This is a genomic window from Burkholderia sp. AU45251 (assembly GCF_030482905.1).
GTDB classification, from domain to species: domain Bacteria; phylum Pseudomonadota; class Gammaproteobacteria; order Burkholderiales; family Burkholderiaceae; genus Burkholderia; species Burkholderia aenigmatica.
Genome location: NZ_JAUJQH010000005.1, coordinates 303,398 through 319,443, shown reverse-complemented (window position 1 = coordinate 319,443; position 16,046 = coordinate 303,398). Strand labels below are relative to the sequence as shown.

Genomic DNA, 16,046 nt, shown 5'->3' with positions numbered 1-16,046 from the left:
ACGCCTGTGCCGTGAGGTCACGCGTCGTGTGTGCGAGTGCGTCGCAGATTTCCTGCTGACGGCCCGCGCTGTGCACGCCCGCGCGCTGCCATTCGTCGCCGAGCTTCGTGGCCATCGCGGCCAGCGAATCGTTCCATGCCGACAGGCGTTCTTCGTCGCGCGCAGCCAGTTGCGTCTGCAGGCCCGTGTGCGACTCGCGAATCGTCGACAGCAGATCGTTCGAGCGTTGTTCGAAGGTCGACGCCTGTGCCGTGAGGTCACGCGTCGTGTGTGCGAGTGCGTCGCAGATTTCCTGCTGACGGCCCGCGCTGTGCACGCCCGCGCGCTGCCATTCGTCGCCGAGCTTCGTGGCCATCGCGGCCAGCGACTCGTTCCATGCCGACAGGCGCTCTTCGTCGCGTGCGGCCAGTTGCGTCTGCAGCCCCGTGTGCGACTCGCGGATCGTCGACAGCAGATCGTTCGAGCGCTGCTCGAAGGTCGACGCCTGCGCCGTGAGGTCACGCGTCGTGTGTGCGAGTGCGTCGCAGATGTCCTGCTGACGGCCCGCGCTGTGCACGCCCGCGCGTTGCCATTCGTCGCCGAGCTTCGCCGCCATCGCCGCGAGCGCGTCGTGCCATGCGGTGAGGCGCTGTTCGTCGCGCGCCGCCAGGTCGGTCTGCAGCCCCGCGTGCGACTCGCGCATCGCGGCAAGCGTCGCGCCCGAATGGCGTTCGAACGTCGCGGCGGCCTCGCCCAGCGCGCGCGCATGCTGGCCGGCCAGCGTCTCGCCGACCTGCTCCTGGCGCGCCAGCGCATCGCGCCATGCGTCCGAGAGGCGGCTTTCAGTCGATTCGAGGCGCGTCGCCACGCCGTCGAGCAGATCCGTCGAACGCTGCGTGAACGTGTCGGTGAACTGGCCAAGCGTCGTCTGCAGCTGCTGCGCGACGGCATCGCCCGCGCGGCGCTGTTCGTCGAGCGCGCGGTTCCAGACGGCCGTCACGTTGCCGGTGGTCTTCTCGAAGCCGTCCGTCAGCCCGTCGAGCTGACGCTGCACGGCGCCCGTCACGGTGTCGCGCAACGCGGCCATCTCCTGCGCGAGCCCCGTCATCGTCGCGGCGACGACCGGCTGCAGCGCGGCACCCGCCACGCGCGCGCTTTCGACGGCGCTTTCCTTCAGCGCGTCGCCGACATTCGACGCAAGGCCCGCATACGCGCGCTCGGTCCGCTCGAAAAACGCCTGCTGGCTTTCGATCTGGCGATCGTGCAGCGCGACGCTGCGCGCCTCGAGCGTCGTCATCATCGTCTGCAGCCGGTCGACCAGCGCCGGCATCACGTCAGCCTGGCGCTGCAGCAGCCGGAACGATTCGTCGCGCTGGTGCGCGGACGAATGCACGCGCAACGTCGTCGCGATCTTCGCGTCGAGCTGCTGGGCCGCGTCGATCCGTTCGCGGCGCACGAGCGCGGACAGCAGCCCGAGCATCGCGGACGTCGCGACGCCGGCGATCGACGTGCCGAACGCGAACCCGAGGCCCTTCACCGGCGCGATCAGCGACGCGCGGATCGCGTCGAGATCGGTCGCGCTTTCGAGCGCGGCGCCCGTGCCCTTCAGCGTGACGACCATCCCGAGCAGCGTGCCGAGCATGCCGAGCAGCACGAGCAGGCCGACGAGGTAAGGCGTGAGCGACGGGCCCGGCAGCGCGACGCGCGCGCCTTCGACCCGCGCACGCACCGCGCTGCGCAGGCCCGGGTGCAGCGTGTCGAGCCACGTGTCGAGCTTCGCGGGCGGCTCGGTGAGGCCGGCGACCGCGCGCGACAGCGTCGCGGTGGCCTGCCGGTAGCGCAGCAGCTCCCATGCGCCGGCGACATAGCACGCGGCAATCAGCAGCGTGACGGCCGACGCCAGCGGGTTCGACGCGACATAGCCGACGCCGATCCAGCCCACAGCGAGCAGACCGGCGACGAAGACAACGAGATCAAGGCGAATTCTGGACATAGCGTGTTGATTAGCTGGTGCGAAGGGCCGCGAGCAGCCCGTCTACCGTTTGAAACCGGACTTCGAGTTCGGCAAGCAGGATGCTTTGCATCTCGTCGCGAAACGTATCGAGCCATGCGCCGGGCACGATCGCCGCAACGGCCGTGCCGTCGGCCACCACCGCGCCGTCATCGGCCGGGATGGCTGCGACAGCGGATTCGGCGGCAGCAGCAGCGGATTCGGCATCGGCCAGCGCCTGCCGCTCCGCGTCGCGCAGCCGCCCGAAACGCGTGCCGAGCAGCGCGGGGATGGCCGACAGCAGGCTGCGCTCGCGCGCGCCGAGTACGCGCTCCATGATCGCGTCGAGCGTCGCGAGCCGCGCCATCCCGGACGAGCGCGCGGCGACCGCGACCCGCAGGCGGCCACGCAACTGGCCGATCGCCGTTTCCATGTCCTGCTGCAGGGACAGGTAACGCTGGCGGAAGTCCGCGAAATCGGCCGTGTCGGCGCCTGGCGGCGGCGGATCGCCGGGCCGGCGCCGCGCACGCGGCCGGTTGGTGGCCGTGATCGCCTGCGCGAGCTCGTGGCGCACGCGCGCGAAGTCGCGCTCCGCGTCGTAGCCGCGCACGCCGGCCGCGACGCCGGGCGGGCTCGCGTTCAGCGCGGACGACAGCGTGATCGCGTCGGTCCAGCCGAGCCACTGGCTCAGCCGGTCGGACAGCGTCTGCCGGGATTCCGCGACGTCGGCATCGGCCAGGCGCGCGAGCAGCCGGACGAGCGTCGGTCCGCTCAGCGCCGGGCGCGGAGGTGCTTGCACCATGCTGCAAACCGTCAAAAAAGGCAGCAGTTTACACGTCGCCGGGAGGTCGGCCGCCAGAATCGGGGAAGCGGCGCCGTTCGGAGCGGCGCGCAACATACGCGAACGCCCGCCGCGCAAGGCTTGGCGGGCGACCGGGGGCTGCCGCGGCGACGGTCCTGCCGCGCCCTTGCCCTTGCCCTTGCCCTTGCCCTTGCCCTTGCCCTTGCCCTTGCCCTTGCCCTTGCCCTTGCCCTTGCCCTTGCCCTTGCCCTCGCCCTCGCCCTCGCCCTCGCCCTCGCCCTCGCCCTCGCCCTCGCCCTCGCCCTCGCCCTCGCCCTCGCCCTCGCCCTCGCCCTCGCCCGCAGCAGTGTCGCCCGCCGATCGCGAATATCCTCCGACGATACCTGCCGCGTTGCGCTACCATCGCAGCACCCGTCGAGCCACGCGTGCCGGCCGCGGGCTGCGCCGCCGAGACCGGGCGCCACCGACCCACAACGACAACAGACGGGCCCGTCCCGACCGCCTACGATGCTTGCCAATCTCGTCACGCGCCTGCGCGACCGTTTCGGCAAACCGCCGACCCCGCAGGCTTTCGCCGAACGTCTGATCGCCGCGCTGCACGCATCGGGCGACACACGCACCTGGCGCCACGAGGACGAGAAGGGCTGTCTCGTCCAGTCGGATGCCCCGTCGAACATCATCAACCTGAACAACCTGTTCCGCGACTACGCGGCCGCGAAGCCGTCCGAACGGGACACCGTGCTGAAGCGCCAGGCGAACGCGATGATGCAGCACGAGATCCCGGCGGATTTCGCCGCCGCGCGCGCCAGGCTGCGCCCCGTGATCCGCAGCGCGACCGAACGCTGCGTGACCGCACTGCAAACGGCCGGGCAGTTCGGCATCACGGAGCTGGCGTTCCGGCCGCTGTGCGAGAACATCGAGATCGGCATCGCGTACGACGGCGAGTTCAACATCGCGCGCCTGCCGACCGCGACGCTCGACCAATGGGGCGCCTCGTTCGACGACGCGTGCGACATCGCGATCGACAACCTGCGGGCCGCATCGTCGAAGCCATGGGCCGCGCTGCCGAACGGGGTATTCCTGTCGCAATTCGACGACTCCTACGACGCGGCGCGGCTGCTGCTGACCGACCTGCTCCACCGGCAGCCGATCGCCGGCGCGCCGGTCGTGATGGCACCGAACCGAGCGGTGCTGCTGCTCACCGGCGACCGCAATCCGGCCGGGCTCGCCGCCATGGTCGACCTTGCCGAACAGGCGCAGGCGCAGCCGCGCCCGCTACCGCCGCTGATGCTGCGCTGGGACGGCGCCGCCTGGCGGCGCTTCATGCCGGAAGGGCTCGAATCGAAACTCCACGCGCTGCGCATCGGCGAGCTCGCGGGCGACTACCAGGATCAGCGGATGCTGCTCAACGACCTGCATGAGCGCGACGGCACCGACATCTTCGTGGCGACCTACTCGGTATACAAGCGCCAGGACGGCAGCCTGTTCAGCATCGGCGTGTGGAGCGACGGCGTGCCGTCGCTGCTGCCCGAGACGGATATCGTCGCGCTCCATCGCGCGTCGACCGGACAGTCGGCCTACGTGCCGATGGCCGAGCTGCTGCGCACGTGCGGCGACCTGATGACGGCCACCGGGCATCACCCGGTGCGGTATGAAGTGAAGGAATTTCCGGACGACACGCGGTTCGCGGCGCTGCTGGAGCGGTTCAGCGAAGCCTGATGCCGATGCGCGTACGCGCGGTGCGCGCCAGCAGCCAGCCACGGGAATGGCCGGCCGCCGTGCAATGCAGATCGGGAATGGAAGCGGTCAGATCCCCGCTTTCGGCGCGTTCAGGATCAATCGCAACCCGAGCAGCGTGATCGCGCCGGCCGCGACGCGGTCGACCCACTTCTTCGCGCGCAGGTAAAGCTCGCGCGGCCGGCGCGTGGAAAAGCACAGCGCGACGATCGTGTACCAGCCGAACTCGACGCCGAACACGAGCGGCGGCAGCGCCAGATAGCACCACAGCGGCGGATGCTGCGGGAGCAGCGCCGCGAAGATGCTGCCGTACCAGATCGCCGTCTTCGGGTTGCTGAGCTGGGTCGTGAGGCCCGTCCAGAACGACTTGCGCGCGCTGCCTTCGGCCATCGCCTGCGGATCGTCCATCGCGATCGGCCGGTCGGCGCCGCGCCAGATCTTCGACGCCATGTAGATCAGGTACGCGCCGCCCGCCACCTTGAGGCCCACGTACAGCCATTCGACCGCCTGCAGCAGCGTATAGAGCCCGGCCAGCGCGACGCCGCCGAACACGATGCCGCCGATGCCCATGCCGAGCGCCGTGGCCAGCCCGTCACGGCGCGACAGCCCGATCGAATTGCGGGCAACCAGCACGAAGCTCGGGCCCGGAATCATCGCGCCGAGAAACAGCGCAGCCAGGATGGCGAGTACGGCAGCCGATGCAGTCATCGAAGTCTCCTTGTTGAGCGACGCCGAATCGCCGACGCCTGCGTGTCGTTTCCGACAGTCGAGCCGCTGATTCTGGCACGCTTCGCGCATGGCCGAAAGCCGCCTTGCGCTGCTATGCTGGCCCTCTTTCCCGTCATTCGCGCAGCCACCCATGATCGAGATCCGCGCCGCCCGTCGCGTTCAATCCGATGCCGGGCACCGAATTTCTCGGGCGGGATCGGTCGGTAGCCCCGCGCGCTCGGCACACCCTTCCTCCTTTCGACCGGACACCCCGTCATGCGCGTTTCCCGACTGCCCTTCGTGCTCCTCCCGCTGCTCGCCGCGTTGTCGCTCGACGCCCGCGCCGGCGACCTGCCGAAATCGATCGCCGCGCAATTGCCCGCCGGCTACCAGCCGCTGCTCGCGCAGGCCGGGCCGGATCTCGACAACGGGCGGCACAGCTTTCTCGTGGTCGTGCATCGGGCGGTTGATACGCGCGAGCAGCCGTCGCCGCGTCCGTTGCTGATCTTCGAGGAACAACCGGATCACGCGTTCCGGCTCGTCGCGCGCAACGACCAGGTCGTGCTGCGCGCGAACGAAGGCGGCCAGTGCGACCCGTTCGATCCCGAAGATGCCGCCGACAACGGCTTGGCCGTAAAAGGCCGCTATTTCACCGTGCAGAACTTCGTCGCGTGCGGGCAGCACTGGAGCGACTACGTGACGTTCCGCTACGACCCGCACACGCACGGGTGGCTATTTTCGAACCGGATCGTCACCGAATCGTTTCCGCTCGACGACCAGCCCGACCACGTCACCGTCACGCGCGCCGACGCGCACCGGCCGGTGTCGTTCAGTCAGTGGCAACGCAAGGACTGACGCGGCCGGGGCAACGCGCTGCGACCGGTTGCATCGCACGCCGGCCGGTGCGGGCACGACCCGACGCCGTCATACCCCGCTTCCGCCGCCCTGCCCGCACTCGCGAGCGCAGGCCAACAGGGCTACCATAGGCGCTCGCCGTCGCGCGACCGTGCGCCGGCATCGCACGCGGCTCGCCCGCACGCGTTCCCTCGCTGCACCCGCACAGGAGGACGTCATGACGCAACACTTCGACGCGATCGTCATCGGCACCGGGCAGGCCGGGCCGCCACTCGCCGCGCGGCTGTCCGCCGCCGGGATGAAGGTCGCGATCATCGAGCGCGGCCGCTTCGGCGGCACTTGCGTGAACACCGGCTGCATTCCGACCAAGACGCTGATCGCGAGCGCATACGCCGCGCAACTCGCGCGACGCGCCGGCGAATACGGCGTGTCGGTCGGCCCCGTCACCGTCGACATGAAAGCCGTGAAGGCGCGCAAGGACCAGATCTCCGGCCGCTCGAACCACGGCGTCGAGCAATGGGTGCGCGGCCTCGCGAACACGACCGTGTTTCAGGGGCACGCCCGGTTCGAGCGCGCCGATGCGGTGCGCGTGGGCGACGCACTGCTCGAAGCGGAACGCATCTTCATCAACGTCGGCGGGCGCGCACAGGTGCCGGCCATGCCGGGCCTCGACTCAGTGTCGTACCTGACCAACTCGACGATGATGGACGTCGACTTCCTGCCCGAGCATCTCGTGATCGTCGGCGGCAGCTATGTCGGGCTCGAATTCGGCCAGATGTATCGCCGCTTCGGGTCGCGGGTCACGATCGTCGAGAAGGGCGAGCGCCTGATCCGCCGCGAGGACGAGGACGTGTCGCAGGCCGTGCGCGAGATTCTCGAAAACGAAGGGATCGACGTGCAGCTCGATGCGACCTGCCTGAGCGCACGGCGCGACGGCGACGGCATCGCGGTCGGCCTCGACTGCGCGGGCGGCGGCCGCGAGGTCGCGGGCTCGCACCTGCTGCTCGCGGTCGGACGCGTGCCGAACACCGACGATCTCGGGCTCGACCGTGCGGGCGTCGCGATCGACGCACGCGGCTATATCGAGGTCGACGCGCAGTTGCGCACCAACGTGCCCGGCATCTGGGCGCTCGGCGACTGCAACGGGCGCGGCGCGTTCACGCACACCGCGTACAACGACTACGAAATCGTCGCGGCCAACCTGCTCGACGGCGATCCGCGCAAGGTGTCCGACCGCATCACCGCGTACGCGATGTATATCGATCCGCCGCTCGGCCGCGTCGGCATGACGCTCGCGGAAGCGAAGCAGACGGGCCGCCGGCTGCTCGTCGGCACGCGCCCGATGACGCGCGTCGGCCGCGCGGTGGAAAAAGGCGAGAGCCAGGGTTTCATGAAGGTGATCGTCGACGCGGACAGCCATGCGATCCTCGGCGCGTCGATCCTCGGCGTGACGGGCGACGAAGTCGTGCACGGGATGCTCGACGTGATGGCCGCGGGTGGCCCGTACACGACGATCAGCCGCGCGATGCACATCCACCCGACGGTGTCGGAGCTCGTGCCGACGCTGCTGCAGGATCTGCATCCGGTGGAGTGACGCGCGGCCGCGCATGGGTGTCATGCGGGCGGCGGGCGTGCCTGTCGTCAGCGACGGCACGCCCGCCGCCCGCTCAGCCTTCGAAATACCGCGGCCGGTCGATATCGGCCAGCAGCCCCGGCTGCGTCGGCGCCCAGTCGAGCGATGCACGCGTGCGCGCGCTCGTTGCGGGCGCATCCATCCCCGCGAACATCGCAAACCAGCCGAAGTGTTCGCCGGCTTCAGCCGCCGTTTTCGCGACGACCGGCACGTTCAGCCGCCGGCCGATCACGTCCGCAATGTCGCGGAACCGCACGCCCGTATCGTCGACCGCGTGATAGCGCGCGCCGGCCGCACCGCGTTCGACCGCGAGCCGGTACACACGCGCCGCGTCGAGCCGGTGCACGGCCGGCCAGCGGTTGTCGCCCTCGCCGAGATAGGCCGATGCGCCCTTCTCCCGCGCGAATGCAATCAGGCGCGGCACGAAGCCGTGATCGCCGTCGCCGTGCACGGACGGCGGCAGACGCACGACCGACGCGTGCACGCCGCGCGCCTCGAGCGCGACCGCGGTCGCTTCGGACGCGCGCGGGTAGGCCGACGACACCGGCACGTGCGGATCGTCTTCCGTCGCCGCGCGCCCGGGTGCGACGAGCGCGAGCCCCGACGTGACGACCAGCGGCCGCGCCGAGCCCGCGAGCGCCGCGCCGATCGTCTCGATCGCGCGACGATCGAGCTCGCAGTTCTGCGCGAAGCGCGAGAAGTCGTGATTGAATCCCGTATGGATCACCGCATCGGCGGCTTCGGCGCCGCGCGTGAGGCTGACGAGATCCTCCAGCGACCCGCGAAGGACGTCGGCGCCAGCCGCCGCGACCGACTCGGCGGCCGCATCGGACCGCGCAAGGCCGAGCACCGAGTGCCCGGCGGCAACGAGTTCGGCCACGACGGCCGAGCCGACGAACCCCGACGCTCCAGTAACAAAGACACGCATGTTCAACCCCTCCGGATGGCATGGAGGCTTACTATCTGTCGACCGCCGCGCACGGTGAAGTCGTGACGGTTTACCGGTAAACGAACTAACAGGCTATGCCAGACGCCCCCGACAACCTGCTCGGCGCGTACCTGCGGGACCGCCGCGAGAAACTCGACCCGGCCGCGCTCGGGCTGCCGGCCACGCGCCGCCGCACGCCGGGCCTGCGGCGCGAGGAAGTCGCGCAGCGCGCGCACGTGAGCACCGCGTGGTACACGTGGCTCGAACAGGGGCGCGGCGGCGCGCCGTCGGCCGACGTGCTCGACCGGCTCGCCCGCGCGCTGCTGCTGAACGACGCCGAGCGCGAGCACCTGTTCCTGATCGGCCTCGGCCACCTGCCGGAAGTGCGCTATCACGCGACCGACCATGTGTCGCCGCGCGTGCAGCACGTGCTCGATTCGCTCGAGGCGAGCCCCGCGATCGTGCGCTCGTCGACGTGGGACGTCGTCGCGTGGAACGACGCGGCGGCCGCGACGCTGACCGACTACACGACGCTGCCGCCGGAACGGCGCAACATCCTGCGGCTCATCTTCGTCGATCCGCACGTACGCGGCGTGCAGGCGAACTGGGCGCGCGTCGCGCGGTTCGCGGTGGGCGCGTTTCGCGCCGACGTCGCGCGCGGCGGCGCGACGCAGGCCGTGCAGGCGTTCGTCGACGAGATGCGCGCGACGAGCGCCGAGTTCGACGCGCTGTGGCGCGACCACGATGTCCGCTCGCACGAAGAAGGGACCAAGGAGATCCACCATCCCGCAGTCGGGCGAATCGCACTCGAATACTCGGCGTTCGCGGTGAGCGGCCGGCCCGACCAGACGCTCGTGATCTTTACGCCGGAAACGGCGGCCGATCGCGCGCTGGTCCGGACGCTGGTGGCCGCACGCGAGCAAGCCCGGGCCGAGCAGACACCCGTCGCATGACGGTGCGCGTTTCGTCTGACAAACGCGCCGCCGCGCGGTATCGCCGGCCGCCGCCGGCCGCCCCTCTCCGTCCCCGTCGCCCCGTGCGAACCCATCGCATTCCGCACTGATTCCCAGTCGAATATTTAATTTTCACCTGGCGTAGCGCGCGCTTACCCTTTCGGCATCGCATCACAGGGCCACCGGCCCCTCCCTGGAGCATCCCGATGTCCGAACCCGGCACCGCGCAAGCCGTCCACCGCCCGCATGCGGCTTCCGTGTCCTATGGCGCGCTCGCGCTGCTGGTGCTGACCGGCCTCAACCTGCGCCCGTTCCTGACCGCCTTCGGCCCCGTGCTCGATGTCGTGCGCGCCGACACGGGCCTCGGCTTTCGCGCGGCCGCGCTGCTGACCACGCTGCCGTTCGTGCTGATGGGTGTCGTCGCCGGGATCGGCGTCGGGCTCGCGCGGCGCGTCGGCGAGCAGCGCGCGCTGACCGTCGCGCTGGCGCTGATCGCGGCCGGCTGCACGGCGCGCCTGTGGACCGGCGGCAGCGCGGGCCTGATCGCGACCGCGATCGTCGCGGGTGCCGGCGTCGCCGCGGTCCAGGCGCTCGTGCCCGGCCTCGCGAAGCGCTGGTTCGTCGACCGGCTGCCGCTCGCGATGGGCCTCTATTCGGCCGCGCTGGTCGGCGGCGGCGCCTTCGGCGCGGTCGCGAGCCCGTGGCTTGCCGCGCACGGCGGCTGGCATCTGTCGCTCGCCGTGTGGGCCGTGCCCGCGCTCGTCACGCTCGCACTGTGGCGCGCGAAGGCACCGCGCGACGCCGTGCACGCAACGGCCGTGTCGGCGCCGATCCTCGCGTTCGCCCGCATTCCGCGCGCGTGGCAGCTCGCGCTGTTCTTCGGGCTCAGCAACAGCGGCTACGCCAGCCTCGTCGCGTGGCTGCCCGCGTTCTACCGCAGCATCGGGATGAGTCCGCAAGCGAGCGGCAACCTGCTCGCGTGGATGGCGCTGTTCCAGGCGACCGGCGCGCTCGCGATGCCGATGCTCGCGAAGCGTTCGCCCGACCGCCGCGCCGTGCTGTGGCTCACGCTCGCACTGCAGGCGGCCGGCTTCGCCGGGTTCGCGACGCTGCCCGCAATCGCGCCGTGGCTGTGGGTCGCGAGCGTCGGCCTCGGTCTCGGCGGCTTCTTCTCGATGAGCTTGATCGTCACGCTCGACCACCTGCCCGATGCACGGCTCGCAGGCGCGCTCGCCGCGTTCGTGCAGGGCATCGGCTTCCTGACCGTGGCGGCGAGCCCCTGGCTGATCGGCTGGCTGCGCGACACGGGCGGCGGCTTCGCGATCGCGTGGTGGATGCATCTCGGCGTGATCGCCGCGATGGCCACGCTGAACACCGCGTTTTCGCCTGCCGGCTACCGCCACAGCATGGCGCGCATCACCGGCGCCGCCCGCTAACGCCCCCTTTCGAATCCGGACTTTTCGCCGGCAGCTTCCGGCGCACAGTCCAGCCGCCCGCGTATGGCCGGGCGCGGGTAGTCACGCCCGACGGCCGCTGATTCGCATTACGACCAACCACATCGATCGAAGATCGAAAATCAAAAATGGAGACAGTCATGAAAAAGCTCGTTCTGGCCGTTGCGCTCGCGCTGACGGCTAGCGTCGCCGCCGCGAAGGATCCGGCGGTCCTGCGCCTCGGCGTCGACCCCAGCTATGCGCCGTTCGAATCGCTCGCGCCCGACGGCAAGCTCGTCGGCTTCGACATCGATCTCGGCAACGCGATCTGCGAACGGATGAAGGTGCGCTGCGTGTGGGTCGAGAACGCATTCGACGGGATGATCCCGGCGCTGAAGGCGCGCAAGTTCGACGGCGTGCTGTCGTCGATGAGCGTGACCGAGAAGCGCCTCGCGCAGATCGCGTTCACGGACAAGATCAACAACGTGCCGCCCCGGCTCGTCGCGCGGCGCGGCGCGAACCTGCAGCCGACGCCCGAATCGCTGCAGGGCAAGAGCGTCGGCGTCGAGCAGGGTTCGACGCAGGAGACGTATGCGCGCACGTACTGGGAGCCGAAGGGCGTGGTCGTCCGCACGTACCAGACGCAGGATCTCGTCTACCAGGACCTGCTGTCGGGGCGGCTCGATGCGTCGCTGCAATCGTCGGTGCAGGCCGACCTCGGTTTCCTGAAAACCGCGAAGGGCGCGAACTTCGAATTCGCCGGGCCGCCGCTGCATGACCCGAAGACGCTCGGCGTGGGTTCGGCGATCGGCATGCGCAAGGATGACGACGCGCTGCGTACGCAGATCAACCAGGCGCTTGCGAGCCTGATCCAGGACGGCACGTACCAGCGAATCGCGAAGAAGTATTTCTCGTTCGATATCTACAACTGACGGACGAAAGCGGAAAACGCGAAGGGGCGTCGTGCGCGAATGCACGACGCCCCTTCTTCACTTTCTCGACTTGTCGGCGCCGATCTTCAGGCGGCTTTTTCGTAGGACAAACGGCGCGCCGGCAATCCGTGCTTCGCGATACGAAGCCATCCCGCACGGCGGGCCTAACCGTTCGTGCTTCGATTTCCTAAACTGTTTGGAGGAGTTCACGATCCGCTGTCTCGCAGCGTCCCCACTGCCGGATCGCGCACAGGATCGGTCCCGGGAGAAAACACGATGCGAACGCGCTGCCTTGTTGCCGGATTCATCGGATCCGGCCTCCTTCTATGCGGCTGCACGCCCCCCATCGGTCAGCAAGCCGCTTCCGCACGAGCACCGCTGGAATATGTGCAGGCCGCCGACCAGTACACGATCCCCGTACCGCTCGCCCCGGCCGTCAGAGCCGGCAATCTTCTGTTCGTTTCGGGCATTCCCGCTTATGACCGGAACGGCAAGCTCGCCGTCGGCGACTTCAGCCGACAGATGAATCAGGCGATGGAGAACGTCACGGGCATCCTCAAGGCCGCGGGCACGGGATGGGATCGCGTGGTGAAGGTGGATGTGATGCTGGTGCGGCGTGAAGACTTCAAGGAGATGAACCGCATTTACGCGGGATACTTCCAGGCCGGGAAATTCCCGGCCCGAAGTACCGCTATCGTGGCGTCATTGCCGAATCCGGACTTCCTCGTGGAAATCGACTGTATCGCCGTGCTGGACAAGCGATGACACATGTCGCGAACGATCGCGACATGCACGGGCTGTCAGCATCGAATGGGGTGACTATGCCGCTCGCTGCAACAGGTCGGTGGCGAACGACTTCGCGTGCGCGACGGCTTCCTGTTCGTCGCCGAATACACCGAGCTGATCCCAGTGCTCTTCGGCCGCGTACGTTCCTCTCACGGCGAGCGCCCGCTGAACGCTCAACTGCGCCGCGTATTTGCCATCCTCCAGCGGTCGAGCCGTCGCAACGACCTTATGCGGAGGGCTGGCTCGCTCCGGCTGAACCAGCTCGACAGCGCCGCCGGCCCCGTCGACATGCATCAACTCGTTCCTGGCTTTGCAATCCGGGCAGTAGAAGCACCAGCCCCCGTCCTCTTGATGGGGCCTGACCTGCCCACGCGCGAGCACGGCGCGGCATTCAACGTTTTCGCAGATGAACGGCATGGCAGTCTCCGAAGTTATTTGTCGGAAATCCTAGCATGTCCGTCGGCGGTCAACCACCGGCATCCGCATGAATGCAGTGCGGGTGATCAAGGTCGAGCGCAAAAGCCCTTTGCACGCCGCGCACGCAGGTCAACCAGACGATCGCAAACCTCTCGTCACCCGGGATAAACTGTCTGCCCAACCGACGAACCGAACCCTCCTCCATGTTGATCCGCGTTGCCACCCTGTCCGATGCCATCCCGCTTGCCGAACTGAAGCGCGACACGTTTCGCGAGACCTTTCTGCACGACGGATTCGGCATCGACTACCCGCCGAATGATCTGGCTGCGTACGAGGCCGCGACCTACTCGGTCGAAACGATCACGGGCCAGCTCAACGATCCCGAGTGTCGCACGTGGGTCGCCGAAAGCGATGACGGCCAGCTGGTGGGGTATGCCCACGCGGGGCCGTGCAAGCTCCCGCACCCGGAAGTCGCCGACGGTTCGGGCGAGATCCATCAGATCTACCTTCGGCGGGGAACGCAAGGAACCGGCGCCGGGCGCGCGTTGTTCGACACCGCACTGGACTATCTGGCGACGGAACGCCCCGGCCCGATCTGGCTCGGCGTGTGGTCGGGCAACGCGAAGGCCATCGCCTTCTATGAGAAGGCCGGTTTCCAGCGCGTCGGCACGTACGATTTCAAGGTCGGTGAAGCGACCGATCTGGAATTCATCTACCGTCGCTGACGCGATGGATCGAGAACCGGTGCGGTTGACGCGCCCCGGCCGATCGCGTTACCTTGCGTTCATGCAGCGCGATCCGATTCCCCTCGCAAGTGTCACTACCACGACGACCATCGCCAACGGCGGGTCGTCCGGAATGCGCACGCGGTAGTCGTCGCGGTTGCATGCACCAGGAGCCCCGCCGGCAGCGACGGGGCTTTTCGCGTTTACGGCACCCCGCTTGTTCGTCGGCATTACGCACACCAGCCAGGAGTCGCCATGAACGAAGTCGATCATCAAAACCGCAGCCAAGAACGCGAGGTGCTGCTCGTCATCTCGATTCAAACCCTTCCCGGCAAGCGTCACGAGCAGATTGCCGCCTATGAGCGGCTGGCACCCACGGTTCGGGCAGAACCCGGGTGCCTCCAGTACGACCTGCATCCCGTCGTCGACGACGAGAACGGCTTTGTGCTGATCGAGCGCTGGGCATCGGCGGACGCGTTGGCCGCGCACGACGTGACGCCTCACATGATCGCCAACGATGCGCAAAGCCCGACGTTCCGGGCTGCACCGGCGAAGGTGGTGCGGCTGGCACCCGGCAGTCTCGCGTAGGCGCAGACGCTCACCCGCGCGGTCGCCACACTCACCCGCTGAACGACGACACGCGCGCGCGCATCACGACGACGGGCCTGCCGGCCACCGTCGCGTCTTCGATGCGCGCCCATCCCAGCTGCGCATACAGCGCCTCGCTGCATTCCGTGAAGAGATGAAGCACGCGAAACCCCATCGTCGCGGCTTCCGCTTGCGCACGCAGCGCGAGTGCCGATGCGATGCCCCGTCGCCGATGTCGAGGCGCCACGACCATCGTGGACAACCAGGGCGTGAGGTGCGGGTGAGTGATCGTTTGTGCAAGCAGGCTGGCCGATCCGAGCAACGTGCCGCTCGCGTCGAGTGCGACGAGCGACACGGGCAGGCTGTTCGTGTTCAGGGCCGAACCCAGCCGGCGCATCCGTTCATCGATCGAAACCGCACCGAAATGTCCGAATTCGCGCTGCTGCGATTGCGCCACATCCGATATCAGCCACGGATGATCGGCCAGATACGCGATACGAAAGTCGGGCTCGCGATCGATCAATTGCTTTCCTCCAGTCCCAACGTCGACATCAGCGCGCGATCGCGCGCCAGCGTCGGATTGTCCGTGGTGAGCAAGCGCTCCCCCTGGAAGATCGAATTGGCACCGGCGAAGAAGCACAGCGCCTGCACCGCGTCGCTCATGTTCTCGCGACCCGCCGTCAGGCGGACGACGGCCCCGGGCATCGTGATGCGGGCCGCGGCCACCGTCCGCACGATTTCGAACGGATCCACGGGTTGCGCATCGCCGAGGGGCGTGCCCGGGATCGGGATCAGGTTGTTCACCGGAACCGACTCGGGGTGAGGATCCAGCGCGGCAAGCTGGGCAATCAACGCGACGCGATCGGCGCGCGATTCCCCGAGGCCGAGAATGCCGCCGCAGCACACGTTGATGCCCGCGGCACGCACCTGCGCGATCGTGTTCAGGCGATCTTCGTAGGTCCGCGTCGTGACGACGTTGGCGTAGAACTGAGGCGACGTATCGAGGTTGTGGTTGTAGTAGTCGAGACCGAAGCCCTTCAGACGTCGTGCCTGTTCCGGCTGCAGCATGCCCAGCGTCACGCAGGTTTCGAGCCCCAGGCCCTTGACGGCCTGAATCATCTCGCCGATGGCGTCGATGTCCCGATCCTTCGGTGCGCGCCACGCCGCCCCCATGCAAAAGCGCGTCGCGCCCTGCGCCTGTGCCGATCTCGCCGCCTCGAGCACGTCGTCGAGCGCCATGAGCTTGCCGGCCTCGATCCCCGCGTCGTGGTGCGCGGATTGCGAGCAGTACCCACAGTTTTCCGCGCATCCGCCGGTCTTCACCGACAACAGCGCGGCGCGTTGCACGGCGTTGGGTGCATGGTGTTCGCGATGAACCTGGTGCGCACGGAACAGCAGATCGTTGAACGGCAACTCGAACAACGCACGCACGTGTTCGACCTGCCAGCGCGTCGTTTCCGGCGAGGCCGCGCGAGCGGGGTTGCGATGGAAGTCGACACGGGAAACCTGGAATGGATCATTCATGACTGGACGAGCGGACTCGGTTGGTTCGACATACGGCTCAGTCTAGGCGGACAACT

At 68.6% G+C, this 16,046-nt stretch carries 16 protein-coding genes; 9 read left to right on the top strand and 7 right to left on the bottom strand.

All coding sequences use genetic code 11. From position 1 onward, the window contains the following. Positions 1–1,972: DUF802 domain-containing protein (locus QZM67_RS14875; protein ID WP_301804278.1), on the bottom strand; the 1,972-nt coding region annotated here is incomplete at its 3' end. Between the two features lie 10 nt (positions 1,973–1,982). After that, complete coding sequence (locus QZM67_RS14870) at positions 1,983–2,771, bottom strand: DUF3348 domain-containing protein (protein WP_301804276.1); 789 nt, start codon at positions 2,769–2,771, stop codon at positions 1,983–1,985. A 507-nt stretch (positions 2,772–3,278) separates the two neighbouring features. On the opposite strand from QZM67_RS14870, the gene QZM67_RS14865 reads away from it, so the two are divergent. Beyond that, a complete protein-coding gene (locus QZM67_RS14865) occupies positions 3,279–4,490 on the top strand; it encodes a hypothetical protein (RefSeq protein WP_301804274.1) in 1,212 nt (403 codons plus the stop codon). A gap of 87 nt (positions 4,491–4,577) precedes the next feature. Here the strand turns inward: QZM67_RS14865 and QZM67_RS14860 are convergent, their stop codons facing one another. After that, positions 4,578–5,216, bottom strand: a complete 639-nt coding sequence (locus QZM67_RS14860; protein WP_175024640.1) for a LysE family translocator — start codon at positions 5,214–5,216, stop codon at positions 4,578–4,580. Positions 5,217–5,492: 276 nt separating this feature from the next. On the opposite strand from QZM67_RS14860, the gene QZM67_RS14855 reads away from it, so the two are divergent. Then, positions 5,493–6,071 carry a hypothetical protein gene (locus tag QZM67_RS14855; protein WP_301804272.1) on the top strand — a complete coding sequence of 193 codons (579 nt, stop codon included), beginning with the start codon at positions 5,493–5,495 and terminating at the stop codon, positions 6,069–6,071. 217 nt (positions 6,072–6,288) lie between these two features. Then, positions 6,289–7,665, top strand: a complete 1,377-nt coding sequence (locus QZM67_RS14850; protein ID WP_301804270.1) for an FAD-containing oxidoreductase — start codon at positions 6,289–6,291, stop codon at positions 7,663–7,665. 73 nt (positions 7,666–7,738) lie between these two features. On the opposite strand, the gene QZM67_RS14845 is transcribed toward QZM67_RS14850, so the two are convergent. After that, positions 7,739–8,632, bottom strand: coding sequence for an SDR family oxidoreductase (locus QZM67_RS14845; RefSeq protein ID WP_301804269.1), 894 nt, complete (start codon positions 8,630–8,632; stop codon positions 7,739–7,741). A 95-nt stretch (positions 8,633–8,727) separates the two neighbouring features. On the opposite strand from QZM67_RS14845, the gene QZM67_RS14840 reads away from it, so the two are divergent. From QZM67_RS14840 to QZM67_RS14825, 4 genes are all read left to right on the top strand, one after another. Then, positions 8,728–9,585: a helix-turn-helix transcriptional regulator gene (locus tag QZM67_RS14840; protein WP_301804266.1), complete on the top strand. Its 858-nt coding sequence runs from the start codon at positions 8,728–8,730 to the stop codon at positions 9,583–9,585. A 206-nt stretch (positions 9,586–9,791) separates the two neighbouring features. Then, complete coding sequence (locus QZM67_RS14835; protein WP_301804264.1) at positions 9,792–11,021, top strand: cyanate transporter; 1,230 nt, start codon at positions 9,792–9,794, stop codon at positions 11,019–11,021. A gap of 158 nt (positions 11,022–11,179) precedes the next feature. Further along, positions 11,180–11,950: an ABC transporter substrate-binding protein gene (locus QZM67_RS14830; RefSeq protein WP_301804262.1), complete on the top strand. Its 771-nt coding sequence runs from the start codon at positions 11,180–11,182 to the stop codon at positions 11,948–11,950. Positions 11,951–12,226: 276 nt separating this feature from the next. After that, positions 12,227–12,715 carry a RidA family protein gene (locus QZM67_RS14825; RefSeq protein WP_301804259.1) on the top strand — a complete coding sequence of 163 codons (489 nt, stop codon included), beginning with the start codon at positions 12,227–12,229 and terminating at the stop codon, positions 12,713–12,715. A 54-nt stretch (positions 12,716–12,769) separates the two neighbouring features. On the opposite strand, the gene QZM67_RS14820 is transcribed toward QZM67_RS14825, so the two are convergent. Next, on the bottom strand, positions 12,770–13,153 hold the full coding sequence (locus QZM67_RS14820; protein WP_043178226.1) for a hypothetical protein: 384 nt from the start codon (positions 13,151–13,153) through the stop codon (positions 12,770–12,772). 203 nt (positions 13,154–13,356) lie between these two features. Here QZM67_RS14820 and QZM67_RS14815 point away from each other — a divergent pair, with 203 nt between their 5' ends. Both QZM67_RS14815 and QZM67_RS14810 read left to right on the top strand, forming a co-directional pair. Next, positions 13,357–13,878, top strand: coding sequence for a GNAT family N-acetyltransferase (locus QZM67_RS14815; protein WP_301804256.1), 522 nt, complete (start codon positions 13,357–13,359; stop codon positions 13,876–13,878). A gap of 255 nt (positions 13,879–14,133) precedes the next feature. Then, a complete protein-coding gene (locus QZM67_RS14810) occupies positions 14,134–14,466 on the top strand; it encodes a putative quinol monooxygenase (protein ID WP_301804253.1) in 333 nt (110 codons plus the stop codon). Positions 14,467–14,497: 31 nt separating this feature from the next. On the opposite strand, the gene QZM67_RS14805 is transcribed toward QZM67_RS14810, so the two are convergent. Beyond that, the gene (locus QZM67_RS14805) at positions 14,498–14,989 is read right to left on the bottom strand and encodes a GNAT family N-acetyltransferase (RefSeq protein ID WP_301804250.1); all 492 of its coding nucleotides are present in this window, start codon (positions 14,987–14,989) and stop codon (positions 14,498–14,500) included. After that, complete coding sequence (bioB, locus tag QZM67_RS14800) at positions 14,986–15,990, bottom strand: biotin synthase BioB (protein WP_301804248.1); 1,005 nt, start codon at positions 15,988–15,990, stop codon at positions 14,986–14,988. Before bioB ends, QZM67_RS14805 begins: the two co-directional genes overlap by 4 nt. Between the last annotated feature and the right edge of the window lie 56 nt (positions 15,991–16,046).